The organism is Herbaspirillum sp. YR522, from assembly GCF_000282575.1.
Taxonomy (GTDB): Bacteria; Pseudomonadota; Gammaproteobacteria; order Burkholderiales; family Burkholderiaceae_D; genus Herbaspirillum.
On the sequence record NZ_AKJA01000013.1, the window covers coordinates 76,097 to 100,139 of the forward strand.

The following is a 24,043-nucleotide window of genomic DNA, read 5'->3' on the forward strand; positions in this document are numbered from 1 at the left end:
TTTCTCCTTACAGCCTGTGGGTGCGGTCAAGGTGCAGCATGCGCTGCGGCCATTGGGCGCGATGCCCGATCACCAGCACCTTGAACAGCTCGCCCATCTCGGCCGGCGAGATCAGCTTCTGCACGGCGTTGGCTTGCGGCAGGTATTGCATGCTCTGTTCGGGCGAGGTCCGCAACAGCAGTTCGCCCACGCCGGCGTTGAGCAGGAACGCCGCCTGGCTGGTATAGGCCAGCACCTCCGCCCCTTGTTCCACCGCCGCCACCGCCATGGCGGTGAAGTCGACGTGCGCCGTCACGTCCTGCAAGCCGGGAAGATAGAACGGATCGGGGTGCGCGTGATGGCGGTAGTGGCACATCAGGGTGCCCTGGGCGCGCTCGGCCAGATAGTACTCGGCCGCCGGGAAACCGTAATCGGGCAGGATCGCCACCGCACCGTCGCCCCGTGTGAGCATCTGCGCCAGCGTGCGCATGAAACCGATGGCCACCGGCGCCACTTCGGTCAGGTACCCGTCGGGCAATGCATCGGCCTGTGGAATCTGCGCCACCGGCAGCTCGGCGCTGGCACGATCGGCAAAGCAGAACGCGCCCTGCGCATCGAGCGCCACGCCGCGCTCCAGCCACGCCTGGCCAGCCTTGAGCGCCAGCCGCACCGGCATCGCATCGAGCACCTCGTTGCCGATGACTACCCCCGAGAAGCTCTCGGGCAACGCATCCAGCCACACCACCCTGGACGCGAACCCGCCCAGCGTCTGGCGCTGGCGGTCGCGCAACTGGGCGGAAATTTCCACGATGAAATATTGGTCAGGCAACTGCCCCCGCGCCTGCAATTCGCGCAGGATATCGGCCGCCAGCTTGCCGGTGCCGGCCCCGAATTCGAGCAGCACATTGGCCACCGACGGGCTGGTGGCGATCAGTTCTGTCGCTAAATGCGCCAAAGTCGCGCCAAACAGCGGCGAAATTTCTGGCGCGGTTGTAAAATCTCCGTCTTTGCCCAATTTGGCCGCGCCACCGCTGTAATAGCCCAGTCGCGGCGCATAGAGCACCAGCTCCATATAGCGCTCGAAGGAAATCCAGCCCCCCGCGGCGACAATGTCGTCGGCGACCAGTTGCTGGAGCGAGTGCGAGGCGGCCAGTGCGTCGGCGCCCGGTTCAGGTAGTTGCAGTTGCATGGCCGTATTGTAGAACTCATTTCAATGGAAACCCAAGCCATCCCGTCTGCCGCCCCGATTTTGCCTGCCGAGACCGGCGTGGCCCTGGTCACGGGCGCGGCGCGCCGCATCGGCCGCCATATCGCGTTGGCGCTGGCGCGCGCCGGCTGGGACGTGGTCGTGCATTACCACCGCTCGGCCGACCAGGCACAGGCCGTGGTGCGCGAAATCGAAGCGCTGGGCCGGCGCGCGGCCGCCATCCAGGGCGACCTGTCGGACCAGGCCCGGGTACGGCAGCTGGTACCGGCCGCCGCCGCCGCACTCGGGCCGGTCACCTGCGTGGTCAACAATGCCTCCCTGTTCGACTACGACGACGCCGCCAGCTTCGGCTGCGAGCGGCTGCTGCAACACATGAGCGCCAATGTCGGCGCCCCGGTGCTGCTGGCGCAGGCACTATTCGAGGCCACCCCGCACGGCGCCCAGGCGGTGGTGATCAACCTGCTGGACCAGAAACTGTACAATCCCAACCCCGACTACCTGTCGTACACGCTGTCAAAGGCCGCGCTGCACAGCGCCACCACGCTGCTGGCCCAGGCCCTGGCGCCCCGGGTGCGGGTGGTGGGGGTGGCGCCGGGCATCACCATGGTGTCGGGCGACCAGACCGCCGAGCAGTTCGACGCCGCGCACCAGGTCACGCCCCTGGGCAAGAGCAGCACGCCCGAGGACGTGGCCGCCGCCGTGTGCTACCTGGCCGGCGCCGGCGCCATTACCGGCACTACCCTGCTGGTCGACGGCGGCCAGCATTTGCTTCCCCTTTCGCGCGACGTCATGTTCGTGGCGAAATAATCTTCTTTTTCTTCTGATCATGCTCGCTCTGTCCCATCCTTCCCTGCAAGATTGCCGCCGCCTGTTCCTGCGCAACTACGAAGTCCTCATCAACATCGGCGTGCACGAATTCGAGAAGAAGGGCGAGCAGCGCATCCTGATCAATGTCGACCTGTTCATCCCGCTGGCCGAATCGACCCCCAAGGCCGACCTGCTGGAAGAAGTGGTGGACTACGACTTCATCCGCTCCACCATCGCCCGTCGCATGGCGCAAGGCCACATCCACCTGCAGGAAACCCTGTGCGACGACGTGGTCGCGGCCATGCTGGCGCATCCCAAGGTGCGCGCGGCCCGCGTTTCGACCGAAAAGCCCGATGTCTACCCCGACTGCGATGCAGTCGGCGTGGAAGTCTTCCGCATCAAGCAGGGCAACTGAATCCACGTTGGGAAAAACATCATGAACGACCGTCTCCATCCCGCCGCCGAGGCCGCCACCGACAGCCCGGCCACCGCCACCGAAGCCACCGGCGTGCGCCGCGCCGAAAAGATCGCCTACGAGAACAACAAGCTGCACAAGCGCCTGTGTCGCCAGGTCGGCCAGGCCATCGGCGACTTCAACATGATCGAGCAAGGCGACCGCGTGATGGTTTGCCTCTCCGGCGGCAAGGACAGCTATGCACTGCTCGACATCCTGCTGACGCTGCGCGAGCGCGCACCGATCGACTTCGACATCGTTGCCGTCAACCTCGACCAGAAACAGCCGAATTTCCCGGCCGACGTCTTGCCGGCCTACCTCGAGCGCCTGGGCGTGCCCTATCACATCGAGAACCAGGACACCTACAGCATCGTCAAGCGCGTGGTCCCGGAAGGCAAGACCACCTGCGCCCTGTGCTCGCGCCTGCGGCGCGGCATCCTGTACCGGGTGGCCACCGAGCTGGGCGCCACCAAGGTAGCGCTGGGCCATCATCGCGACGACATCCTCGAGACCTTCTTCCTCAACATGTTCTTCGGCGCCAAGATCAAGGGCATGCCACCCAAGCTGCAGTCCGACGACGGCCGCCAGATCGTGATCCGGCCACTGGCCTATGTGAAGGAATCCGACCTGATCCGCTATGCCGAGATCAAGCAGTTCCCGATCATCCCCTGCGACCTGTGCGGCAGCCAGGAAAACCTGCAACGCAAGCAGATCAAGGGCCTGATGCGCGAATGGGAAAAGAAATTCCCGGGCCGGGTCGACAATATCTTCTCGGCGCTGTCGACCGTGGTGCCTTCGCACCTGATGGACCGCGACCTGTTCGGCTTTGCCGGCCTGCAGGCCAGCGGCCAGCCCGACGCCAACGGCGACATCGCGTTCGACGAAGAACCGTGCGCCACCGGGGGCGGCGTCGGTGCCGACTTCGCCACGCAAGTGATCTCGCTGTTGCCCGCCGACTAGCGCGTCACGTTCCTCCCAAAAAAGCACGATACACAACGTCTCATCGCGCAAACCGGCAGCGTCAAGCCTCCGGTTTGCCGATGCCGCGCCGGGCAAACGTAAATTGTTGTACAGGCCCCGCATATTCATCGAGATTAGACGAGAAATACCCTCCTGATCCTCGCTTGAAGCCCCTTTCCCCCATGGTCTAATCTGGCCATCACTGCAGCTGCGCCACAGGCGTCGTTGCGAGGGAAAACACCCATAACCATGTAGTCGTGGTTTCGCAGGGAAACGTGGTCCCGACACGAAAAATACCGGGAGGCTGGCAACCGGCAAGGTTCGCTATCCGCGTGGATCCCATATTCGCGTCTCTGCACCCCGAACGACTCTCTGCAATACGTGTATGAGGCTGCCTGATGGCAAATTTTTGGCGAGACAAGCGTGTTTTCATCACCGGGCATACCGGCTTCAAGGGAAGCTGGCTGACGCTCTGGCTGCATATGCTCGGCGCCAAGGTGAGCGGCTTTTCGTTGCCGGCCCCGACCAATCCCAGCCTGTTCCACCTGGCGCGCCTGCAGGGCTGCGCGCACACCACCACCGGCGACGTACGCGACCTGCTGCACGTGAGCGAGACGATGGCCGCATTCCAGCCCGATGTCGTCATCCACATGGCGGCCCAGCCGCTGGCCAGTGAAGCCTATGCCTCCCCGGTCGACACCTATGCCGTCAATGTGATGGGCACCGCACACGTGCTGGAGGCCGTGCGCAACACGCCCAGCGTGCGTGCGGTGGTGGTGGTCACCAGCGACAAGTGCTACGAGAACCGCGAGTGGCTGTGGGGCTACCGCGAGGACGATCCGATGGGCGGCCACGATCCCTACAGCAGCAGCAAGGGCGCGGCCGAACTGGTGACCTCGGCCTACCGGCGTTCGTTCTTCGCCGCCAATCCCGACAATCCGGTGGGCGTAGCCAGCGTACGCGCCGGTAACGTCATCGGCGGCGGCGATTTCGCCGCGGACCGCCTGATTCCCGATTTCATCCGCGCCCGCGAACGGGAAGAACCGGTCAGCATCCGCAACCCGCATGCGGTGCGCCCGTGGCAATTCGTGCTCGAACCGTTGTCGGGTTACCTGCAGATCGCGCAACTGCTGTTCGAGAACGGCACCCAATATGCCGAAGGCTGGAACTTCGGCCCGTCCGACACCGACCTGCAGACGGTCAGCCAGTTGTGCGCCACGTTCAACCATTCGCTGCAGAAGAACGACGTGGCGCCGGTCGAGGTATGCCTGGAACCGCAAGGCAATGCGCCGCGCGAAGCGGCCTTCCTGCGCCTGGACATCTCCAAGGCCCGCCAGCGCCTGGACTGGGTGCCCAAGATGGAGCTCTACACCGCGCTCGAACTGACCGCGCAGTGGTATAGCGGCTACCTCAACAATGAAGATCTGCGCGCATTGTCAGAGAACCAGATCGCTTTCTACCAGAGTCTGACATAATCGCCGCATCTCGAATCTGGCGGATCGCACCATGAATATTCTCGTTACCGGCGGCGCCGGCTACATCGGTTCCCATACCTGCGTGGAGCTGCTCAAGGCAGGCCACGAGGTGGTGGTGTTCGATAACTTCTCCAACAGCAGCCCCGAGTCGGTGGCGCGGGTACAGCAGATCAGCGGCCAGTCGGTCTCGCTGGTCAAGGGCGACATCCGCAATCGCGAACAACTCGAAAGTGTGCTGCGCGAATTCAAGTGCGAAGCGGTGATCCACTTTGCCGGGCTCAAGGCCGTCGGCGAGTCGGTCGAACAACCGCTGATGTACTACGACAATAACGTGGTCGGCACCGTGCGCCTGCTCGAAGCCATGCAGGCCACCGGCGTCAAGACCATCGTCTTCAGCTCGTCGGCCACGGTCTATGGCGATCCGCAATACCTGCCGCTGGACGAGGCGCACTCGCTGTCGGCCAGCAATCCCTACGGTCGCAGCAAGATCGTCATCGAGGACATGCTGCGCGACTACCACCGCGCCCACCCCGACTGGAAGATCGCGCTGCTGCGCTACTTCAACCCGGTCGGCGCGCACGACAGCGGCCTGATCGGCGAGGACCCGGGCGGCATTCCCAACAACCTCATGCCGTATGTGGCGCAGGTGGCCATCGGGCGCCGCGAGAAGCTCTCGATCTGGGGCGGCGACTACCCTACGCCGGACGGCACCGGGGTACGCGATTTCATCCACGTCGTCGACCTGGCCATGGGCCACCTGGCCGCGCTGGAAAACCTGACCGAGCCACAGTGCTTTGCGGTCAACCTGGGCACCGGCATCGGCTACAGCGTGCTGGACGTGGTCAAGGCCTACGAGAAAGCATCCGGCAAGCCGGTGCCCTACATCATTGCCGGGCGTCGCCCGGGCGACATCGCATCGTGCTATGCCGATCCGGCCGAGGCGCGACGCAAGCTGGGTTGGCAAGCCAAGCTGGGACTGGACGCCATGTGCGCCGATTCGTGGCGCTGGCAGCAGATGAACCCGAACGGCTTCAAGCCGTGAAGCATTCGACGCCAGCCGGCTCGTGTCGAGCCGGCGGCATTTTCGTCACCCACGAAAACACCGCGCCGACGGCCCCGACATTGGTCGCGTCTCAGTCGTCGTCCAGGCTATAGGGGTCGAGCACCCGCGCGTCCACCCCCAGTCGGCGCGCAGCCTTGACCATGCTGAAGCGGGTGATCACCGGGCGCGGCGTGACGACGATGGTGCCGGCGAACTGCACCAGCAGATCCGAAGGCTGGATCACGGCATCCCCCAGCATGGCGCCGGCACGCTCACGGTCATACGGCACGATACGCCCGCTGTCGATGCGCTGCGCCAGTTCGGCGTTGGCCGCCACCGCCAGTAGCAGGTCGGTGCCGGCCCCCCAGGCAGCGACCTGCGCGCTTTCCGATGCCGCCAGCAGGCTTTGCGTGAGCGCGCCCCGCAGCCCGTCACGATAGCCGAGGAAGGTGCGGGTGGCCTCGCGGGCGTCCCTGCGACCATCGCGCGAGAGCAGCACCTGCGCGCGCGGCACGAACTCGAACTGGCTCACCTCCTGGCGCACCACCGTCCAGCCACACGAGGCGGCCAATGCCGCCAACCGGTCGGCGGTAAAATAATGCAGGTGCTGCGGGCAGATCTGGTTGCTGCCGGTCAGGATCTCCTTGTTGATCAGCGCGTGATCCGGCGTTTCGAGATACAGGTAGGAACCCGGTCCGGCATGCCGGTACAGGCCGCGCAACAACCGGCGCGGATCAGGAATATGCTCCAGCACATGGCAGCAGAATGCCAGGTCGAAATGGCGTTCGACCTGCGCATGTTCATCCAGCTGCCCCAGGTTGCGATGCTCGGTGGTGATGCCGGCCACCGGCAAGGGCACGAAATCGTAGCCGACCAGGGCCTGCGGCGGCACCCCGAAATCGTCCCTCAATGCGCCCAGCACATAGCCCTGGCCATAACCGAAGTCGGCAATCAGCGGCGTCGGGCGCTGCATCACCTCGGCCAGCGCATCGCGCGCAAATTCGATCATCTCGACATACGGGCGATTGCCGCCCGGGCCCCAGATCTCTTCGTCCAGGGGACGGGCATACAGCTGCCGGATCAGTTCGTCGTCGACCATGCGCAGGTCGACCATGGTGTGACCGCAGGTCTGGCAACCGAGCACCGTGTGCTCCCGCAGCACTTCCTCGAGGAAGAAGGGCACGCTACCCAGGGTATCGAAATTGGAGCCGCCACACAGCGGGCATGTCAGGTTCATGGGGCACTCCCGGGTTGCGGGTCATCAGGGGTGGCGACCTCGATCTTGCGGCAATATTGCAGTGCCTCGCTGCGCCAGACCGCCGACGCCCAGCGCCAGCCGACCCCGAAGCCGCTCATCAGCAACTGCACCGGACGGCTCGCCGCCGTCAGCGGCTCGGCCAGCGCCGACGCCATGGCCAGCGGGATCGAGGCCGAACTGGTATTGCCGAACCCGGCCAGCGCCAGCACCATCTGCTGCGGCGTGAAACCGCTCTTGTTGGCCAGGTGCCGGATCATCGATTCGTTGGCCTGGTGCAGGATCAGGTGATCGACCTCGTCCGCGCTCCATCCCACCAGCGCCAGCGCCGCGGCGATGTTTTTGGGCACCTGGCGCAGCGTGAAGGCGAATACCTGCGGCCCATCCATGAAGATGCTGCCGAAGCGGGCCTGCCCGGGCAGGCGCTTGCGCGCAGCACCGTCGAGCACGTTGAGGTAGGGAGCGCCGCTGCCATCGACACCGGGGATGACGCCGATGAAGATGTCGTCGCCGGCGCCGCCCTCGAGCGCGATGGCCGCCACCGCATCGCCGAACAGGGGACGGGTGTTGCGATCGCCCTCGGCGACGAACTGGCTGGTGGTGTCGCCCACGATCAGCAAGGCGCGCTGGCCATTGCTGCCGGCCAGCAGGCTGGCGGCGGTCCAGAGCCCGTCGACGAAACCGGAGCAACCGCTATTGATGTCGAGCGTGCCGCAGTGGTTGCGCAAACCCAGGCGGTGCTGCAGCAGCGGCGCATTGCCGGGCAAGGGATGGTCCGGCGTCTGTGTCACCACCACCAGCAGGTCGACGCTCTCGGGCGTCCAGCCCAGGCCATCCAGCAGTTCACGCGCGGCCGCCTGGCCCAGGTCGCATGCGGTCACGCCCGGGGGCGCCAGGTGCCGGGTGCGAATGCCGGTGGCCGCTGCGATCTTGTCGGCCATGTCGCGGCCCAGGCTGGCGGCCAGGGCATCGGTGTCCTCGCTGTTGGCGGGCACCGCCGCGACCACGCCGCGCAGGTTGATCCCCGCCAGCCTGCTGTGCAGCATGGGCTTGGACTCAGGCATTGATGCCGCCGTCGATGGTGATGATCTGGCCGCTGATGAAGCCCGCCTCGGGCGACAGCAGGAAGCGCAGCATCGGTACCACGTCGTCGACATGTCCCAGGCGGCCCAATGGCGTACGGCGCACGATCTGCTGGCGCCGCTCGGGTTGCAGCGAAGACGACATCTCGGTCTCGAGATAACCGGGCGCCACCGAATTGACGGTGATGTTGCGACGTCCCACCTCGCGCGCCAGCGAGCGGGTAAAGCCGTCCAGCCCGGCCTTGGTCGCGGCGTAGGCCGACAGGCCGTTGTAGCCGTGGCTGCCGATGATGGAACTGATGTTGATGATGCGTCCCGCGCCTTCGTGGCGCAGCATGCGCTTGAGGCAGGCGCGCGCCATTTCGATGGCACCGATCAAGTTGATATCCATCATGCGGCGAATCTCGACGCTGGGCAGCGTGGCCAGCACGCCGTCGCAGGCCACGCCGGCATTGTTGACCACCCCGTAGGGGCGCTTGACACCGGCGTCGGCGCAGGCCTGCGTGACGAAGCCGGCAATGGCGTCGATGTCGGACACGTCCAGCTGGTAATACCGCAGGCGCTTTCCCGCGGTCGCGGCCAGCGCTTCCAGGCCCGGCCCCTGCTCGCTGCTGCGTGCGCAGGTGGCCACGGCATACCCTGCATCGAGCAGGGATGCGGTCAGGGCCAGGCCCAGGCCCTTGCTTGCGCCGGTCACGATGACCAGATGCGGCTGTTCAGACGCTGCCATGCTTTCTTCCTTTCTTGCCGGACGCCGTGACCACGGAGTCGACGAATCGATAACGTACTGGACGGGCCACGGGCGTCAGCTGCTCCATGGCGCGCGCTTTCAGGGCTGCCTCCACGACGGCGGCATCGGCGCCCGGTACCGCATACACCTGCGCAATCAGGATGTGCCCCAGGATCGGGCTGGGGTGGGCGAGCACCGCGATATCGATCACGCCCTCGACCGTGGCCAGGCAGGCCTCGACCTTTTCGGGCAATACCTTGGTGCCGCCGATATTGACCACCGAATCGCGCCGCCCCTGGAACAACACGCGGTCGGCCTCGGCCTCGACCTCGACCAGGTCGCCGGTGCCGAACCAGCCACCGTCGGTAGCCTCGTCGGTTCGCCCGTCGTAGCCCAGCATGCCGCGCGCGGTGCGGATCTGCAATTCGTCCTCGTGCACCCGCAGTGCGATGCCGTCGATGCCATGCACCAGCCAGTCGGCCGGAAAACCGGCCCGACCGTCGGTGACGGTAAAGCCGACCCCGGCTTCGGTGGAGGCGTAGATATGCCGGATCGTCACCTCCGGGAAGCGTACCCGGATGGCATCGAGCAGGTCCTGCGAACAGGCCTCGCCGCCCAGGGTCGCGACCCGCAGCGGCAGATGCGACTGCAGCGGGATGCTCGACAACAGCGCACGCCAGAACGATGGCGTGCCGCTGATATGCGTGGCACCTCCCTGTACCGCAGCCTGCGCCAGGGCCGCTACGGTACGCTGCGGCGCCAGCACGGCAGCACCGTTGGCAGCTGCCGTGAGCAACACCTGCAGGCCGGCGAACGAAGCCGGTTCATAGGTCAGCAACCACACCGCCGACTGCCCGGCCGGGTGGCGCTGCAGGTTGGCCGTCAAGCGGTCGAGCGGGTACACCACGCTCTTGAAATGCCCGGTGGTGCCCGACGTGCTCAGGCGCACCCGCGACGCCTGCAACGGACCCTCGGCGTCGCCGGCCGGTGGGTCGAACCAGGCCACCACGCCCGGCGCCAGTTGCACGCGCTGAGGCGACGGCAAGCTCGCCAGCGCAGTCTCGCGCGCCAGTGCGATGTCCAGCGGGCGCCGTTGCGCCAGCGCCAGCGCCACCAGCACCGCCTGCGCCTGACTGGCATCGATGGTCAGGCGCCGGACCTCGGGCGGCAGCGCGGCGGCCGCGCCGGCGGCCAGTTGCGCGATGTCGGAAGCGGTCGCTACCGTGCCATCGTGGGCATGCAAGCGCAGGCGCTGGTCCAGCCAGGGCGCGTGTGCCTGCAGGGCCGTCTCACTGTTCGGCATAGATCGCAACCAGGTCGGCGACCGTGTTGAACGACCTGAAACCGTCGCGGAACGGATCGCGTCCGGTCTTCTCTTCCAGGATCAGCAGGAACACTGCCAGGTCCAGTGAATCCATCGGCAAGTCGCCTTGCAGGAAGGTGCTATCCAGGCCCAGCGTAGCGGGCACGGGCAACTTCTTTTCGTCGAAGAACTCGCGCAGGCTGTCCAGGATCAATTGCGCGATTTCAGATTGTGCTGCTGCCATTTTCTTCCCCTATGCCGAAGGCACGCATGCTGTCGGCCACGGTATTGACGTTCCAGCGATGCGCCTGCCAATCGTCCTTGAGCAATTCAAAGACATGAACATCGCGGAAGACGCCCTGTTTGAGTACATGTTTCTTCAATACGCCCACTTCGCGCATGCCGAGCAGGCGCTGGAACTTGACGACCCGCTGGTTGGCATCGATGATCTCGACCACATTCTTCTGCAAGCCCAGCACATGGAAGATGTAGTCCATGAAATACGCATGCATGTGCCCGCCGTATTTGCGGGCGCCTTCGGTGGTTCCAAAATACGAACCGCAACTGCAGCGTGAATTGACCCGATCGATCTGGCTGTACGACAGGTAACCCACCGGTTCGCCATCGCCCTCGATGATGAAATGGACGTAGTCGTCGCGTTGCGCGCAACGCTCGATCCAGCGCTTCTGCTGCTCCACGTCGCCGTCCTGTACATCGGTGTACATCATGGCGTTGACGCGTGGCGAAGAACGCCACCGCAGAATCATCTCGGCGTCATCGATGGTCGGGGGGCGAAACCGTATCGTCATGCTGGGCTCTTCTGTAACCTGGGTTGAATCGATTCGGGCGCGGCTCAGCCCACCATGTGTCCGCCATCGACGGTGATGCAGGTGCCGGTGATCCAGCGGCTGGCGTTCGACAGCAGGAAAGCCACCGGCCCGGCGATATCCTCGGGCTGCCCGATACCCATCGGGTGGCGCCGGGTGATCGCCTCGACCTGGGGCGCACTCATTTCGTTGAACGCCTTGCGCGACATCTGGGTCTCGACCATGGCCGGCGCGATGGCGTTGACGCGAATCTCGTCGCGCACGAACTCCATGGCCAGGCCACGCGCGGCCGACATCAGGCCGGCCTTGCTGGCGCCGTAGACGACATTGCCCGGCTGCCCCAGGAAACCTCCGATCGATGAAATCAGCACGATCGACGACCCCGGGTTGCAGCAACCGCGCTGGCGGAAACCGCGTGCCAGCGCCAATGCCGACCCCAGGTTGAGGTGCATGATCTTGTCGAAGTGGGCCGCCGAGAACGAGCGCACCGGCAACGTCACCTGCAGGCCGGCGCAATGCACCATCCCGTCCAGGGCGCCCTGCCCGCAGACCTGGCCCTTGAGCCAGGCCGGCGCGCCATCGATGTCGGTGATGTCGAACGGCGCCACCTGGTGCCGCTGCGGCTCCTGCAACTCGTCGCGCACCTGTTCCAGGCGCGCGCCATCGCGACCATTGAGCACCACCTGCGCGCCCAGGTTGGCCAGCAGCACGGCGGTGGCCCGCCCGATGCCGGCCGAGGCGCCTACCACCAGGATGCGGCGCCCGGCCAGGTCGAACGGAGCAGTCATGACGCCAGACGCGCTCAGGCGGCGCTGCCGGCGTTGACCAGCGCGATCAGGTCGCCCACGGTCTTGGCGTCGCGCAGGTCGTCGCCCGACAGGACGTGATCGAACTCGTCACTGACATAGGCGATGAAGCTGATGACGGCCAGCGAATCCCAGGTATCGAGGCTGTCGAGAGAGGTCGATTCGGACAGGGTGCCGGCATCGGCTTCGAGGATTTCTTCCAGCTGGGTAATGATTTTTGCGTTGCTCACGTTTTGCCTCTCTAGAAATTGGTTTGTTAGACAATATCAGCAAAGTCGATCCGGCATACAGGCGAGAAACACGCCTTTCAAGTGCCAATTGGCCGTACCGTCATCCGGCCATGAAACCACCATCGACCGGCAAGGTGGCACCGGATATCCAGCGGCTTGCGTCCGACAGCAGGAAAGCGGTGGCCTGCGCCACATCCATGGGCCTGCCCAGGCCCAGCGGATGTGCCGCCAGCAGGGCCTCGCGCTGGGGCGCGGCCAGCAGCTTCATCTGCTCGTCGGCCTTGGGTCCGCTGACCACCGCCGGTGCAATGCAGTTGACCCGTATCGAGCGATCGGCCAGCTCCAGCGCCAGCGACTGCGTCAGCGATACCAGCGCGGCCTTGGAGGCGGCGTAGAGCGACCTTGCCTTTTGCCCGCGCAATCCGGCCACCGAGCCGATGAATACCATGCTCGCGCTGGGCGCGCTGACGCCCTTCTGGCGCAAGGCCTTGGCCAGCATCAGGGGAGCGGCCACGTTGACGTGGAAGTACTGGTCGAATTGCCCGGCGGAAATGCGCGACAGCGCCGAATAGCCCTGGAACGACGCCGAATGCACGATGCCGTGCAGCGCACCGCCGGCCTGGGCCACTGCCTTGATGCGCGCGGCAATGCCATCCAGTTCGCCCAGGTCCATCGGCGCGGCCAGGTGGCGTTCGGGGGCGCTGACCAGTTGTCGGGTCTGCTCCAGTTGATCGGCACGCCGGCCCACCAGCACCAGTTGCGCGCCGGCTTGGGCAAGCTCGGTGCAGATCGCCAGGCCGATGGCCGAATCGGCCGAGGCGCCGGTGACCAGGATGCGTCGCCCTGCCAGGCTGGCGGCGGTCATGGGCGCTTGAAGGTCAGGCTCAACGGCTCGAAGTCGTCGGCGATCTCGATCACCGCCGGCGCCGGAATCGGCCCGATGTCGAGCAGCATCGACGCCCACGACCAGCCCACGCCGAAGCCGGCCAGCAATACCTTGGCGCTGCCCTGCGACAGGCGCTCGCCCATGCTGCTGCAGATGGCCAGCGGAATCGAGGCCGAACTGGTATTGCCGAAGTTGTACAGGTCGACGATGAAGCGCTCGGCATCGACGCCGATCTTGCGGCGTATCTGTTCCAGCATCAGCTTGTTGGCCTGGTGCAATACGTAGTAATCGACCTTGTCTTCGGTCACGCCCGCATGCGCCAGCGTGTTCCTGACCAGCGGCGGCACCGCCCGCAACGAAAAGGTGAACACTTCCGGCCCGTTCAGGCTCAGCCGGGCATCGCGATACAGCGTGGTGTGCTCTTCGTCCGTAAAACGCTCGGCGCGGGGAATCAGCGGGTTGCGGCGGCCGCCGGCGCGCACCACGATATTGGGCGCACCGCGCCCGTCGGTGCCCATCACCACATGCATGGGACCGGCACCGGGACGCTTTTCCAGCGCCACGGCCGCACCGGCGTCGCCGAACAGCGGACGGGTGGAACGATCCTCGGGCATCAGGTGGCGGGTGCTGGTGTCGCCGCACAGCACCAGGGCACGCGTGCCACTGGCACCGGTAAGCATCTGCGAGGCGATCCAGCAGGCATAGACGAAACCCGAGCAGCCCAGGTTGATGTCGAGCGCGGCACAGCTGGTGGGCAAGCCGAGCCGGTTCTGGATCAGGCAGGCGGTGGCCGGCAGGTTGTAGTCGCTGTCCTGCGATACGAAGATCAGCACCTCGACGCTGGCCGGATCCCAATCGAGCGACTTGAGCAGGTCGATGGCGGCGGCGGTACACATGTCGGACGCACAGAGATGCGGCGGCAAGACGCGGCGCTCGTAGATGCCGGTACTTTCGACCAGCTTGTCGGCCTCGGCCTGGGTGAACATTCCCGGCTCGCGTGCATAGGAGTGACGCTGCGCCGGCACGGCAGTACGGAAACCGGCGAAGGTGATGTCGTGGGCGGTGGCTTGCATGGTCCTGTCCTGGTAGCTCTGCTGGATGAATTATTGCGCGTAGGGATCGACCAGCCGCTCGCCAAACCCTTCCGAGCGGGCATAGCCGAGCATGCCGCGCCGGGTACCGAAGTACGCGGGAATGATGATAACCGGCCCCGCCCGATGTTTGATATCGGCCGACGAAATGATCTCGTGCCCGAACAGCTGCGCCCCCGCATAGGCGCGGTCGGCGATGCGCACCACGCCCGACTGCAGCAGCGTGGCGAAGGCCGGGTTTTCTTCGATCAGGCGCCACAGGTCGCCGCCGCAGCCCCATACGGTGGCGGGCTCGTTGCTGGCGACCAGGCGCTCGGCCACGGTACGGCGCAAGGCCGCCGCCGTATCGAGGGCGCCACGGATCAGACGCGCCGGCACCTGGCTGTCGCCGGCGCGCGCCAGGCAACGCAGGCGCGGGATCTGCCCGGTCACATGGGTCTCGATGCGCTCGACGACGAAGCCGCACGAGCGCAACAGCGAAGCCAGCGACTCGGCCGTGAAGTAATTGATGTGCTGCGGATGCAGCAGGTTGCACACATCGGCGGCGCCGCTGTCGAGCGAGGCAAAGTCTGGCGTCTCGAGATACAGCAGGCCGTTCGAGTCGCCCAGCAGTTGCTTCAACTGCCGCAGGAACCGGCGTGGATCGAGCACGTGTTCGATCACGTGCGACGACGCCACCACATCGATGGTCGCATTCTTGGCGCCCGCATCCACCACCGCGCGCAGGTTGCCGGTATTCAGGTCGGCCTGCAGGAACGGGAACCGGTCCGGCAGCATGCGGTTGAAATCGATGCCCAGCAGCCGGCTATCGGGAATGTCGAAGCGCTCCGACAGGGCGCTCAGCAGCGGACCATTGCCGCAACCCACATCGATGATCAACCCGGCGCCATCGCCCAGCGCCCGACCGCCGAAGATCTCGACCATCTCGACGTAAGGTGCCAGCCGGTCGTCGTTACCGGTCTCGCCCCATGACACGGGCTGCTGGTTGTCGATGGCATAGATGGCGCCGAAGACGTCGGCGTCGTAGTCGCGGGTGCCGGCCACATGGCCGCAATAGCAGCAGCGCCCGAGTGAGAACTCCAGCTCGGTGCGTTGCAGGGATGTTCCTTCGCGCACCGTGGTACCCGAATAGACCGCCCCCAGGCGTTGCCACTCGTCGCCGCCGCAGATGACGCAGATGACCTTCTTGTCCTGGCTCATTGCTTCAGTTCTTTCTGGATGACCTGCTGGTTCAATCGGGCCCAATCGGGATGTTGCGCCATCAACGCCACGCAATCCCTCCAGGTGAAATGGGGCTTGTCAGGCAGCAGCGCCTCCAGCATGCGGCGGACCAGTTCGAAGTCGCGCGGCTCATCGACACACCAGCGCCCGCTGGCCGGCTCGAAGCTGCTGGGCACCGACTTGAGCCGGTAGCGCTGCGGCCGGTTGTAGATATAAGGAGTGACGTGCTCGCGCTCGGCGGCGGTGGTGGCCGGATCGCCGTCGGCCTGGTCGAGCAGGCGGCGGCGCACCACTTCCACATCCAGCCCGCGCGGAAACTGCGCCATGTCCAGGTGGGCGTAGTCGACCGCGTCATCCTCGAGCAATGCCTCGACGGCCAGGTCGATCAGGCCCGGATCGATCAGGGGACAATCGGAGGTCACCCGCACCACCACGTCGGCCGCGGACAGCTCGGCGGCCAGCACGAACCGGCTCAGCACATCGTCTTCCGAACCGCGCGCCACCAGCACGCCGGCCTGCCTGCCGATCTCCACCACCGGGTCGTCGGTGGCGTTGACGGTAGTGGCCAGCACCACCTGGTCGACCCGCCGACAGGCCTGCAGGCGATCGAGGTGGTGACGCAACAGCGGCCGCCCCGATACCTCCAGCAATACCTTGCGCGGCAATCTGGTGGAGGTGGTGCGGGCTTGCGTGATGCAAACGACCTTGGGACGCGCCGCCATGGAATCAGGCGTCGCCGCTGTGCGACACCAGCGCCCAGCTCAGCGGCGTGCCACGCGTGATGGCGCGCGCGGCGCGCGCCTGCAGCACGGCATCGATATGCTTGGGCGGCAAACCCAGGCCGGGGCGGATCGAACGCACGTTCTGCGCCGTGAAGGGGGCGCCGGCGGCAATATCCTCGACCGCGTACAGCGAGCGGCGATAGTCGCGTCCTTTTCCTTCGCCCGGTGTCGGCCCATAGGTCACGTGACCCAGGCAATCGAAGGCGGTACGTGCCGCGCTCACCAGCTCGGCGAATTCCTTGGGCTCCAGCGAGAAGGCCGAATCGACGCCGCCGTCGGCACGCGCCAGGCACAGGTGCTTTTCGATGACCGCCGCACCCAGCGCCACGGCCGCCGTCGGCACCGAGGTGCCATGGCTGTGATCGGACAGGCCGGCCGGGGCGCCGAATGCCTGCGCCAGGTGCGCAATGGTGCGCAGGTTGCTTTCGCGCGGATCGCTGGGATAGGCGCTGACACAATGCAGCAGGATCACGCCGCCGGCACCGGCTTCGCGGGCCGCGGTCACGGCCTCTTCGATCTCGGCCAGGTTGGCCAAGCCGGTCGACATGATCAAGGGCTTGCCGAAGCTGGCGGCGTAGCGGATCAGCGGCAGGTCGTTGAGCTCGAACGAGGCGATCTTGAAGGCTGGCGCACCCAGTTCATGCAGCATGTCGACTGCCTGGCGGTCGAAGGGGCTGCTGAACAGCGTCACGCCGCGCTTGCGGGCGTGTTCGAACAGCCTCGGGTGCCATTCGTACGGCGTGGCCGCTTCCTGGTAGAGGTCGTACAGGCTACGCCCGGCCCACAGGCCGCCCTCGATCACGAACCCCGGGGCCTTGGAATCGATGGTCATGCTGTCGGCGGTGTAGGTCTGCATCTTGACCGCGTCGGCGCCGGCGTCGGCGGCGGCATCGATGAGCTTGATGGCACGTTCGATGTCGCCATTGTGGTTGCCCGACATCTCGGCGATGACATACGGCGGTTGGCCTTCGCCGATGAGGCGATCAGCAATCTGGACAATGGTCATGATTCACCTTCACTTGAAAATTTAGAAAGCAACACACCTGCAATTCTTACCGCCCCCTCGCCATCGACCAGCCCGGTCACACGCTGGACCAGCCCGGCACGCGCACTGCAGTCGTTCCACAATGCCACGGCGCGCTGGGCGATCAGCTCGGCCGCATCGGCCACGCGCCCATCCAGGCAAGGATACGGCCCGCCGCTGGTTGGCGCCTGGTTCTGCGCCACCACCACCGCCAGTGCCGGCGCGCCCAGCGCCACCAATTCGCCGATGGTGCCGCCGGCGGCGGTGACCACCAGCCCGGCCGCCACGAACAGCGGCGCCACCGACGGCGGATTGACTTCGACACGCAGCCTCGGCGAAAGACTAACGGCCAAATCGTGCAAATCTTGAGGACGGGGGTAAGCCGCCCCCACCAGCGCGGTCACCGTGACCGACGCCGGCAGCTCGGATACGATGCGCCGCGCCACCGGCACCGTCAACCCCAGCGGGTCCGAACCGCCGAAGCTCAACACCAGCGACGCGCGCTCGGCCAACGCCGTCCGGGGCGCGCGGATGGCGGCGCGGATATCGCGCCGGATCAGGGCATGGCGTGGTCCCAGCAACATGGTGGCGCCGGGCGCAATGGCGCCGTAGGCTTCGGCGCTGGCCTGGGGTGACGGGTCGATCACGACCGCGGCCGGCACCGGCGTGCGGTCCGGGGCATCCCACAGCACCGCCAGCCGGCTCATCCGTGCCACCTCGCGCAGGTACTGGTCGCCCAGGTGGTAGCCGTCGACCACGGTGCAGACCGGTTGCAGTCGCTCGACGTGGGCGCGCAGCGCGGCCAGGTCGGCATCGCCCCCGGCCGGGCCGGGCAACTGCAGCGCCTCGGCGGGAATATCCTTGAGCAGGTCGACGAAGGACGGCGCCGGGTCGACCATGGCGAACACGGCGCCCCCGCCCAGGTCGGTCACGGCCTCGGCCACGGCGCGACACCGCATCAAATGACCCAGCCCCATCCCGGCCGAGGCATCGACGCGAAAGATGACGGTGGGGCACGGCGAATTCATTGGTCGGCCCGCGTGAGGACCGGCGCGGCCTGCATCCACCGATGCCAATGGCGGTGAAACTGGTGGATGCGCGCTTCGTTGCTGCCGTGCAAGGGCGGCATCGTCATCTGCCGGTTACCCTTTTGCACCTGCTCGATGATCTCGCGGTCCTCGCGCAGGATCGCGCGGTTGAACTCGGTCACGTTCGACAGCACCGCTTGGCGCACCGCAGCCTGCTTGCCTGGCGCCAAGTCGCTGGCCGACATCAGGATCCGGTAATGCAACTCGCAGGTTTCCGGGCCGGTGGGCAAGTAGGTCTGCACACTCATCAGGTTGCCCTGCGTCAAGCCGATCGCCAGGTTGGGAAAGATGAAGAAATGGTCGTAGTTGGTCAGCTGCTCGCTGGGCTTGAGCTGCAGGCGGCGGGTGACGCCGCTCCACCACTTGGCGCTGGTTTCCGACAGATAGGCGGTGCCATCGTTGCGGTGGCCCTCGACGTTGATTTCCCAACGGGGCTGGACGAAGTTCTTGAACGTCTCGGGGTGCACCATCGTGACGTGATACACCTCGAGCACGCTTTCGACGCCGAACTTCCAGTTGGCGGCCCAGGGCTCGCGGTGATCGTCGATCTTGTCGACGAAGATGTCCGACAGGTGACGCAGGATGGCGGCGTAATCGCCCAGGTGCTGCTCCAGCGTGGGGCCGCCCGGCTCCAGCCGGACAAACAGGAAGCGCCCGCAGGCTTGCAGTTCGAAGCGCCGCAAGCTGCGCGCGGCGCGCTGCTCGTCGCTCAACTGGAAGAACTTGGCGTTGCCGGGCACGAAGGGCAGGCCGTCCTTGTTATAGGTCCAGCCGTGATAGGGGCAGGTCAGCGAACGGTTGCCGCAGGGTTCCTGCTGGATACGCGCGAAACGATGCGAACAGACATTGTGCAAGGCGCGTACCTCGCCGGCGAAATTCTGGACCACCACCGAGGTGCCGGCGATCTCGACCGTGATGAACTGTCCCGGTTCGGCCACCTGCTCGGCAAATCCGACGAATACCCAGCCGCGCGAAAAGATGCGATCGAACTCCTCGGCCTGCACCTGTTCCGAATAATAGGACGCGGGCTGCATGGCCACATCGGCCCCGGACAGCGGCTGGTCGTTTTCTGTGTTGTGGTCCTTGAGCATGGCGCCGCGATGTCGATGATTGGTTTGCAAATATGATCACTAGGCCCCGCGCCGGCAATCAGCCACGGCGCCGATACAGGCGCAGTTCCGAATGGAAGCCGTCGATGGTCCGGTAACCGAACGGGTAGACGTTGGTCGCCAGCAATTCGTAATTGGGCAGCAGGGTGTCGTAGTCGCTGCCCAGCAGCGGCTTGTCGACGCCATACCTGACCTGGTCCGACTTGACCGCCTTGCCCTCGCGCAGGTTGCGCAGCAGGACATAGCGGGTCTGCAGGCGGTCCACCTGCTGCAGGTAGTTCTTGACCACATGCAACTCCATCTCCTGGAACGAGATGAAATTGACGAACAAATCGATAGTGCCTTGAACCTTCGGCAGCTGCCAAGGGCACAGCACCATCTGCCGTGGTGCGGCGGGCACGTCGATGACGTCCAGTTCGCGGGTGGCGAGGTAATCGGTGAAGTGCTCGCCGCCCTGCTGCTTGAGGTAGAAGCTCGACACGGCGGCAGTGGGCGGGATATCGACATCGATATAACTGAATCGGCCCAGCTGCGACAGGATCTCGCCCAGGGTGCCAAAGCCGCCGCCGATTTCCAGCACGTTCCTGATACTGGCCACTTCGTCGCCGATCTGCTGGCGCAGGAAGCTCAGGCCGTTGAGGTAATTCAACGCCGAACGACTGAAGGCGCGACCGTCGAAACGGAATTGCTCCTGCGGGGCACCCACGTCGGACTCCGAGAAACTGGCCAGTGGCCAACCCTTGTCATCGGCCGAGCTGGCCAGCAGCACGCGGTAATCCGCCAACGCCCATAACTCGCCCGACAGGGCATGCAGCAGGGACTGATAGGTCTTGCCACCAGGCTTGTCCATGCTGCCCACCAGCGCCATGAGCTGCTCGAATTGTTCGCGCGTATAGGCCCCGCCCGGCGCGCCATAGGTCGGCACGAAGAAGACCCGCGTGGTTTCCAGGCTGCGGAAAGCGTCGAACCCGTGCTGGCGCAGCTCATCGATGATCGGCTGCGAAGCCTGCGCCCAGAAATTGGTCGGCTGGTAGATCGCGTCCTGGGATGGCAGGTCGGCCTGCATCTGCTCAAGGATGCGAAGCGCGGTCGACGATGCGGGAGATAAACTGGGCATTGGGATTGGGCAATCGAAAATGGTAAAGACCGGATGTCACGCCAGGTGGGTGCGCAGTCGCGCGCAAACGAAATCCTGCTCCTGCTGGCTCAGCTGCGGAAACATCGGCAGCGATATCGCCTCGGCGTAGTAACGCTCGGCCTGCGGGAACGCCGCAGGCGCATAGCCAACGCGGGCATGGTAGGGCTGGCGATACACCGGAATGTAATGCAGGTTGACCAGGATGCCGTCGGCGCGCAGGGCCTCGAAGACCTCCCGGTGGCTGCGCCCGATCGCATCGAGCTTGAGCCGGATCACGTACAGGTGCAGTCCCGAATAGCAATCCGGATGCTGCCACGGCAATTGCAGCGGCAGGTCGGCCAGCAGGCTGTCGTAGCGCCGGGCGATGACATGCCGTTGCGCCACGAACGCTTCCAGGTTGCGCGCCTGGCTCGCGCCCAGCGCGGCCTGCATGTCGGTCATGCGGTAATTGAAGCCCAGATCGATCTGCTCGTAGTACCAGGGGCCGTCGGCCGGCTGGCTCATGTCCTGCTCGTCGCGGGTGATGCCGTGGCTGCGCAGCAGGCGCAGTGTCCTGGCCAGCTCATCGTCTTGCGTGACCGCCATGCCGCCTTCGGCGGTCGTGATGATCTTGACCGGATGGAAACTGAACACCGCGATATCGCTGTAGCGACAGTTACCGATGGGCTCTCCCCGGTACTTGCCGCCGATGGCGTGCGAGGCATCCTCGATGATCCTGAAACCGTAGCGCTGCCCCAGCGCATGGATGGCCGCCATATCGCAGGACTGGCCGCACAGGTGCACCGGAATCACTACCTTGGGCAGGCGGCCGGACTGCGCGGCCTGCTCCAGCTTGGCCGCCAGTGCATCGACATCGATGTTGTAGGTCCGGGCGTCGATATCGACGAAGTCGACCTCGGCGCCGCAATACAGGGCGCAGTTGGCGCTGGCCACGAAGGTCACCGCCGTGGTCCACACCAGGTCGCCCGGGCCCACGCCCAGCGCCAGGCAGGCAATGTGCAGCGCCGCCGTGGCATTGCACACGGCCACCGCATGGCGCGCGCCGCAATGCTCGGCAATGGCTTGCTCGAAGGCCGGCACCGCCGGCCCTTGGGTCAGGTAATCCGAGCGCAGGACTTCGGTGACGGCATCGATGTCGTCCTGGCTGATGTGCTGGCGGCCGTAGGGGATGACCACGATCAGATCTTCCCGACCAGGTGACGGTTGGTATGGATCCAGGCCGCGAGCTCGTCGGTGCTCATCCACTCCTTGTTGTTGTCGGACGAATAGACGAAATCGTTGGGAACCTTGGCGCCGTCGCGAATACGCGCCGGGTCTTCGCTCCACTTGTGGATCGCCGGCAGGATCTTGAAATGCTCGGGATACTCGTAGGTATAGGGCGCGTCTTCGATGCCGATCATCTGTTCGTGCAGCTTCTCGCCAGGACGCACGCCGACGATGTCGAACTGGGCGTCGGGCTTCACGGCACGGGCGATATCGGGCAACTTCATCGAGGGAATCTTCTTGACGTAGATCTCGCCGCCCACCATGTCCTCGAAGGCATGCCACACCAGCTCCACGCCCTGCTCCAGGGTGATCATGAAGCGCGTCATGCGCTCGTCGGTAATGGGCAGCTTGCCGCCCTTGTCGAGCAGCGACATGAAGAACGGAATGACCGACCCGCGCGAACCCATCACGTTACCGTAGCGCACCACCGAGAAGCGAGTCTCGTTGCCACCCGAATACGAATTGCCGGCCACGAAAAGCTTGTCCGAAGCCAGCTTGGTGGCGCCATACAGGTTGGCCGGGCTGCTGGCCTTGTCGGTCGACAGCGCCACCACGCGCTTGACGCCCTGGTCGATGCAGGCATCGATCAGGTTCATGGCACCGATGACGTTGGTCTTGACGCACTCGAAGGGGTTGTACTCGGCCGTGGGCACGATCTTGGTGGCGGCGGCATGCACCACCAGGTCGATGCCGTTCAGGGCGCGCGCCAGGCGATCCTTGTCGCGCACATCGCCGATGAAGAACCGCACGCGGGGATCGTCGCCGTAGAGCTTGGCCATTTCCCACTGCTTCATCTCATCGCGGGAAAAAATCACCAGGCGACGCGGGTTGTACTTCGCCAGCGTCATCGCGGTAAACATATGACCGAAGGAACCTGTTCCTCCCGTCATCAATATGGACTGGTTAGTGAGCATAAGTTAGGTCGGAGAACTGTTGATGACGATGATGCGCCCGGTCAATCGAATCTGACCTCAACCAGATGATCGGCGCCCCTGAACTGCTCGATATAAAGCGAAGCCGAAGACGGGTTGATGACGATGAACTTCGTGAAATTATATAAGCCCGGTTCATAGCCCGCGTCGAACTCGTTCATCTTGAAGAACGCGTCGTAGGCCGTGCCGTAACGATAATAGTTTTGCTTGAAGGCGTCCTTGAAGTAGGCATCGTCGGCCGGGTGAAACTTGATCACCAGCGCACCGCCCGCGTTCTGGACCAGCGCGCTCTGCATGCGCACCATCAGGATCAGGCCGTACAGCAGCTTGTCGAGCATGGGCCGGTCGCTCTCCTTTTCGAGCGCGCTGAAATAGTTGAGCAGGCACGGCAACAGGCATACCCACACTTGCTCGCCCTGGGGAATGATCTCGATACATTCCAGGTTCAGCACCGTCACCTTGGTCAGGTGCGTGAATGCCTTTTCCGAGACGCAATAGGCGCCAGCATAAGCGGGATGACGGCCATCGAAGAAATAAGATGGCACGCTGTTGATCCTGCTCAGCTTGTCGCGATCGATCCTGAGCGTATCGATGATGCCGCGACGCTCCAGTTCGCGGGTGAGCAGTTCGGTATCGACCTCCACACTGTTCCAAGGGTCGGTCACGTTCTCGGGGTCGTAGGCGGCCGAGCCCTCTTCGAGGTAGAAGATCGACTTGACCACGCCCGCCATGCCGAACAGCTTGCCCAGCAGGAACCCGCTGTGCGGCACATACAGGTTAAGCGCCACCGGCCCCAGGCCGGCCAGGCCCTGGCATACCTTCTCGAGGAAATCGCAGGCGCCGCCGATATCCCAGATGCCATCATTGCCGACATTGATGTGGGGTGCATGCCAGGTCGTCTTGCGACCGCAGACCACCAGTTGCTCGTTCTTCAGGTAGCCATGGTCGTGCAAATAGCGACCGATCGAATAAGTGATGGGGCTATGGACATACAACAGGTCAACAGTTTTTTCCGTCTGCATTTGGCTTCACATCGGCGCCCGGATCCCGGACGCCATCAATTGGCGCATGCCCGCCGCCGCCTCTCGCGGGGCGGCACGGACAATCTGGAGGCGACTACATGAGCGCGGGGCCCATCACAGACGCACTGAATAAATTTGATTTAAACACGCATGGAAAACCAGGTATCGCCCGATTAATGAGGTTTTTGTTGTTTATTCCTAATTTAAAATATTTCAACCAAGAAACTTATTGAATCTCACACCTGCTGCGGGACCGCCCGGCGCCAGCCATCAGGGCAGAATGCACATGCTAGACTTGCGACCTTATCATCCCGCGCTCCATCAGTT

At 64.9% G+C, this 24,043-nt stretch carries 25 protein-coding genes; 5 read left to right on the plus strand and 20 right to left on the minus strand.

Annotation, left to right across the window (positions count from 1 at the left end; translation table 11 throughout):
• Nucleotides 1-7: 7 nt before the first annotated feature.
• Nucleotides 8-1,168 (minus strand): class I SAM-dependent methyltransferase, encoded by a 1,161-nt coding sequence (locus PMI40_RS02120; protein WP_008111620.1) that lies wholly within the window; start codon nucleotides 1,166-1,168, stop codon nucleotides 8-10.
• A gap of 24 nt (nucleotides 1,169-1,192) precedes the next feature.
• Between PMI40_RS02120 and PMI40_RS02125 the strand changes: the two genes are divergently transcribed.
• From PMI40_RS02125 to galE, 5 genes are all read left to right on the plus strand, one after another.
• Nucleotides 1,193-1,993 carry an SDR family oxidoreductase gene (locus PMI40_RS02125; protein ID WP_008111622.1) on the plus strand — a complete coding sequence of 267 codons (801 nt, stop codon included), beginning with the start codon at nucleotides 1,193-1,195 and terminating at the stop codon, nucleotides 1,991-1,993.
• 19 nt (nucleotides 1,994-2,012) lie between these two features.
• Nucleotides 2,013-2,408 (plus strand): dihydroneopterin aldolase, encoded by a 396-nt coding sequence (locus PMI40_RS02130; protein ID WP_008111624.1) that lies wholly within the window; start codon nucleotides 2,013-2,015, stop codon nucleotides 2,406-2,408.
• A 21-nt stretch (nucleotides 2,409-2,429) separates the two neighbouring features.
• Nucleotides 2,430-3,407 carry a tRNA 2-thiocytidine(32) synthetase TtcA gene (ttcA, locus tag PMI40_RS02135; RefSeq protein WP_008111626.1) on the plus strand — a complete coding sequence of 326 codons (978 nt, stop codon included), beginning with the start codon at nucleotides 2,430-2,432 and terminating at the stop codon, nucleotides 3,405-3,407.
• A 398-nt stretch (nucleotides 3,408-3,805) separates the two neighbouring features.
• Nucleotides 3,806-4,882, plus strand: a complete 1,077-nt coding sequence (gene rfbG / locus PMI40_RS02140) for a CDP-glucose 4,6-dehydratase (RefSeq protein ID WP_008111628.1) — start codon at nucleotides 3,806-3,808, stop codon at nucleotides 4,880-4,882.
• Between the two features lie 31 nt (nucleotides 4,883-4,913).
• A complete protein-coding gene (gene galE / locus PMI40_RS02145; protein WP_008111630.1) occupies nucleotides 4,914-5,924 on the plus strand; it encodes a UDP-glucose 4-epimerase GalE in 1,011 nt (336 codons plus the stop codon).
• A gap of 91 nt (nucleotides 5,925-6,015) precedes the next feature.
• On the opposite strand, the gene PMI40_RS02150 is transcribed toward galE, so the two are convergent.
• The 19 genes from PMI40_RS02150 to PMI40_RS02240 form a co-directional block, all read right to left on the minus strand.
• Nucleotides 6,016-7,161, minus strand: a complete 1,146-nt coding sequence (locus tag PMI40_RS02150; RefSeq protein WP_008111631.1) for a class I SAM-dependent methyltransferase — start codon at nucleotides 7,159-7,161, stop codon at nucleotides 6,016-6,018.
• Nucleotides 7,158-8,243, minus strand: a complete 1,086-nt coding sequence (locus PMI40_RS02155) for a 3-oxoacyl-ACP synthase III family protein (protein WP_157221426.1) — start codon at nucleotides 8,241-8,243, stop codon at nucleotides 7,158-7,160. The genes PMI40_RS02150 and PMI40_RS02155 overlap by 4 nt, the downstream gene beginning before the upstream one ends.
• The gene (locus PMI40_RS02160; RefSeq protein ID WP_008111636.1) at nucleotides 8,236-8,991 is read right to left on the minus strand and encodes an SDR family NAD(P)-dependent oxidoreductase; all 756 of its coding nucleotides are present in this window, start codon (nucleotides 8,989-8,991) and stop codon (nucleotides 8,236-8,238) included. Before PMI40_RS02160 ends, PMI40_RS02155 begins: the two co-directional genes overlap by 8 nt.
• Nucleotides 8,978-10,294 (minus strand): fatty acid--CoA ligase family protein, encoded by a 1,317-nt coding sequence (locus tag PMI40_RS02165; RefSeq protein WP_008111637.1) that lies wholly within the window; start codon nucleotides 10,292-10,294, stop codon nucleotides 8,978-8,980. Before PMI40_RS02165 ends, PMI40_RS02160 begins: the two co-directional genes overlap by 14 nt.
• On the minus strand, nucleotides 10,281-10,538 hold the full coding sequence (locus PMI40_RS02170) for a hypothetical protein (RefSeq protein WP_008111639.1): 258 nt from the start codon (nucleotides 10,536-10,538) through the stop codon (nucleotides 10,281-10,283). The genes PMI40_RS02165 and PMI40_RS02170 overlap by 14 nt, the downstream gene beginning before the upstream one ends.
• Nucleotides 10,519-11,103 (minus strand): GNAT family N-acetyltransferase, encoded by a 585-nt coding sequence (locus PMI40_RS02175; RefSeq protein ID WP_008111641.1) that lies wholly within the window; start codon nucleotides 11,101-11,103, stop codon nucleotides 10,519-10,521. The genes PMI40_RS02170 and PMI40_RS02175 overlap by 20 nt, the downstream gene beginning before the upstream one ends.
• Before the next feature lie 44 nt (nucleotides 11,104-11,147).
• Nucleotides 11,148-11,909: an SDR family NAD(P)-dependent oxidoreductase gene (locus PMI40_RS02180; RefSeq protein ID WP_008111642.1), complete on the minus strand. Its 762-nt coding sequence runs from the start codon at nucleotides 11,907-11,909 to the stop codon at nucleotides 11,148-11,150.
• Nucleotides 11,910-11,923: 14 nt separating this feature from the next.
• The gene (locus tag PMI40_RS02185; protein ID WP_008111644.1) at nucleotides 11,924-12,157 is read right to left on the minus strand and encodes an acyl carrier protein; all 234 of its coding nucleotides are present in this window, start codon (nucleotides 12,155-12,157) and stop codon (nucleotides 11,924-11,926) included.
• Nucleotides 12,158-12,257: 100 nt separating this feature from the next.
• Complete coding sequence (locus tag PMI40_RS02190) at nucleotides 12,258-13,022, minus strand: SDR family NAD(P)-dependent oxidoreductase (RefSeq protein ID WP_008111646.1); 765 nt, start codon at nucleotides 13,020-13,022, stop codon at nucleotides 12,258-12,260.
• Nucleotides 13,019-14,116: a 3-oxoacyl-ACP synthase III family protein gene (locus PMI40_RS02195; protein ID WP_008111649.1), complete on the minus strand. Its 1,098-nt coding sequence runs from the start codon at nucleotides 14,114-14,116 to the stop codon at nucleotides 13,019-13,021. The genes PMI40_RS02190 and PMI40_RS02195 overlap by 4 nt, the downstream gene beginning before the upstream one ends.
• 30 nt (nucleotides 14,117-14,146) lie before the next feature.
• Complete coding sequence (locus PMI40_RS02200; RefSeq protein WP_008111651.1) at nucleotides 14,147-15,334, minus strand: class I SAM-dependent methyltransferase; 1,188 nt, start codon at nucleotides 15,332-15,334, stop codon at nucleotides 14,147-14,149.
• A complete protein-coding gene (locus PMI40_RS02205) occupies nucleotides 15,331-16,077 on the minus strand; it encodes a cytidylyltransferase domain-containing protein (RefSeq protein WP_008111653.1) in 747 nt (248 codons plus the stop codon). The genes PMI40_RS02200 and PMI40_RS02205 overlap by 4 nt, the downstream gene beginning before the upstream one ends.
• 4 nt (nucleotides 16,078-16,081) lie before the next feature.
• Nucleotides 16,082-17,143, minus strand: coding sequence for a pseudaminic acid synthase (pseI, locus tag PMI40_RS02210; protein ID WP_008111658.1), 1,062 nt, complete (start codon nucleotides 17,141-17,143; stop codon nucleotides 16,082-16,084).
• On the minus strand, nucleotides 17,140-18,189 hold the full coding sequence (locus tag PMI40_RS02215; protein ID WP_008111660.1) for a PseG/SpsG family protein: 1,050 nt from the start codon (nucleotides 18,187-18,189) through the stop codon (nucleotides 17,140-17,142). The genes pseI and PMI40_RS02215 overlap by 4 nt, the downstream gene beginning before the upstream one ends.
• Nucleotides 18,186-19,340, minus strand: coding sequence for an aromatic ring-hydroxylating dioxygenase subunit alpha (locus PMI40_RS02220; RefSeq protein ID WP_008111662.1), 1,155 nt, complete (start codon nucleotides 19,338-19,340; stop codon nucleotides 18,186-18,188). The genes PMI40_RS02215 and PMI40_RS02220 overlap by 4 nt, the downstream gene beginning before the upstream one ends.
• A 58-nt stretch (nucleotides 19,341-19,398) precedes the next feature.
• Nucleotides 19,399-20,475, minus strand: coding sequence for a putative sugar O-methyltransferase (locus PMI40_RS02225; RefSeq protein ID WP_081496389.1), 1,077 nt, complete (start codon nucleotides 20,473-20,475; stop codon nucleotides 19,399-19,401).
• A 36-nt stretch (nucleotides 20,476-20,511) separates the two neighbouring features.
• Nucleotides 20,512-21,672, minus strand: a complete 1,161-nt coding sequence (pseC, locus tag PMI40_RS02230; RefSeq protein WP_008111666.1) for a UDP-4-amino-4,6-dideoxy-N-acetyl-beta-L-altrosamine transaminase — start codon at nucleotides 21,670-21,672, stop codon at nucleotides 20,512-20,514.
• 2 nt (nucleotides 21,673-21,674) lie between these two features.
• The gene (gene pseB, locus PMI40_RS02235; protein WP_008111668.1) at nucleotides 21,675-22,676 is read right to left on the minus strand and encodes a UDP-N-acetylglucosamine 4,6-dehydratase (inverting); all 1,002 of its coding nucleotides are present in this window, start codon (nucleotides 22,674-22,676) and stop codon (nucleotides 21,675-21,677) included.
• Between the two features lie 41 nt (nucleotides 22,677-22,717).
• Nucleotides 22,718-23,716: a hypothetical protein gene (locus tag PMI40_RS02240; protein WP_008111670.1), complete on the minus strand. Its 999-nt coding sequence runs from the start codon at nucleotides 23,714-23,716 to the stop codon at nucleotides 22,718-22,720.
• Nucleotides 23,717-24,043 lie beyond the last annotated feature (327 nt).

Bases quoted from the DNA above. Each gene is read 5' to 3' on its own strand.
- PMI40_RS02120 (WP_008111620.1), bottom strand. From the start codon at position 1,168: ATGCAACTGCAACTACCTGAACCGGGCGCCGACGCACTGGCCGCCTCG.
- PMI40_RS02125 (WP_008111622.1), top strand. From the start codon at position 1,193: ATGGAAACCCAAGCCATCCCGTCTGCCGCCCCGATTTTGCCTGCCGAG.
- PMI40_RS02130 (WP_008111624.1), top strand. From the start codon at position 2,013: ATGCTCGCTCTGTCCCATCCTTCCCTGCAAGATTGCCGCCGCCTGTTC.
- ttcA (WP_008111626.1), top strand. From the start codon at position 2,430: ATGAACGACCGTCTCCATCCCGCCGCCGAGGCCGCCACCGACAGCCCG.
- rfbG (WP_008111628.1), top strand. From the start codon at position 3,806: ATGGCAAATTTTTGGCGAGACAAGCGTGTTTTCATCACCGGGCATACC.
- galE (WP_008111630.1), top strand. From the start codon at position 4,914: ATGAATATTCTCGTTACCGGCGGCGCCGGCTACATCGGTTCCCATACC.
- PMI40_RS02150 (WP_008111631.1), bottom strand. From the start codon at position 7,161: ATGAACCTGACATGCCCGCTGTGTGGCGGCTCCAATTTCGATACCCTG.
- PMI40_RS02155 (WP_157221426.1), bottom strand. From the start codon at position 8,243: ATGCCTGAGTCCAAGCCCATGCTGCACAGCAGGCTGGCGGGGATCAAC.
- PMI40_RS02160 (WP_008111636.1), bottom strand. From the start codon at position 8,991: ATGGCAGCGTCTGAACAGCCGCATCTGGTCATCGTGACCGGCGCAAGC.
- PMI40_RS02165 (WP_008111637.1), bottom strand. From the start codon at position 10,294: ATGCCGAACAGTGAGACGGCCCTGCAGGCACACGCGCCCTGGCTGGAC.
- PMI40_RS02170 (WP_008111639.1), bottom strand. From the start codon at position 10,538: ATGGCAGCAGCACAATCTGAAATCGCGCAATTGATCCTGGACAGCCTG.
- PMI40_RS02175 (WP_008111641.1), bottom strand. From the start codon at position 11,103: ATGACGATACGGTTTCGCCCCCCGACCATCGATGACGCCGAGATGATT.
- PMI40_RS02180 (WP_008111642.1), bottom strand. From the start codon at position 11,909: ATGACTGCTCCGTTCGACCTGGCCGGGCGCCGCATCCTGGTGGTAGGC.
- PMI40_RS02190 (WP_008111646.1), bottom strand. From the start codon at position 13,022: ATGACCGCCGCCAGCCTGGCAGGGCGACGCATCCTGGTCACCGGCGCC.
- PMI40_RS02195 (WP_008111649.1), bottom strand. From the start codon at position 14,116: ATGCAAGCCACCGCCCACGACATCACCTTCGCCGGTTTCCGTACTGCC.
- PMI40_RS02200 (WP_008111651.1), bottom strand. From the start codon at position 15,334: ATGAGCCAGGACAAGAAGGTCATCTGCGTCATCTGCGGCGGCGACGAG.
- PMI40_RS02205 (WP_008111653.1), bottom strand. From the start codon at position 16,077: ATGGCGGCGCGTCCCAAGGTCGTTTGCATCACGCAAGCCCGCACCACC.
- pseI (WP_008111658.1), bottom strand. From the start codon at position 17,143: ATGACCATTGTCCAGATTGCTGATCGCCTCATCGGCGAAGGCCAACCG.
- PMI40_RS02215 (WP_008111660.1), bottom strand. From the start codon at position 18,189: ATGAATTCGCCGTGCCCCACCGTCATCTTTCGCGTCGATGCCTCGGCC.
- PMI40_RS02220 (WP_008111662.1), bottom strand. From the start codon at position 19,340: ATGCTCAAGGACCACAACACAGAAAACGACCAGCCGCTGTCCGGGGCC.
- PMI40_RS02225 (WP_081496389.1), bottom strand. From the start codon at position 20,475: ATGCCCAGTTTATCTCCCGCATCGTCGACCGCGCTTCGCATCCTTGAG.
- pseB (WP_008111668.1), bottom strand. From the start codon at position 22,676: ATGCTCACTAACCAGTCCATATTGATGACGGGAGGAACAGGTTCCTTC.
- PMI40_RS02240 (WP_008111670.1), bottom strand. From the start codon at position 23,716: ATGCAGACGGAAAAAACTGTTGACCTGTTGTATGTCCATAGCCCCATC.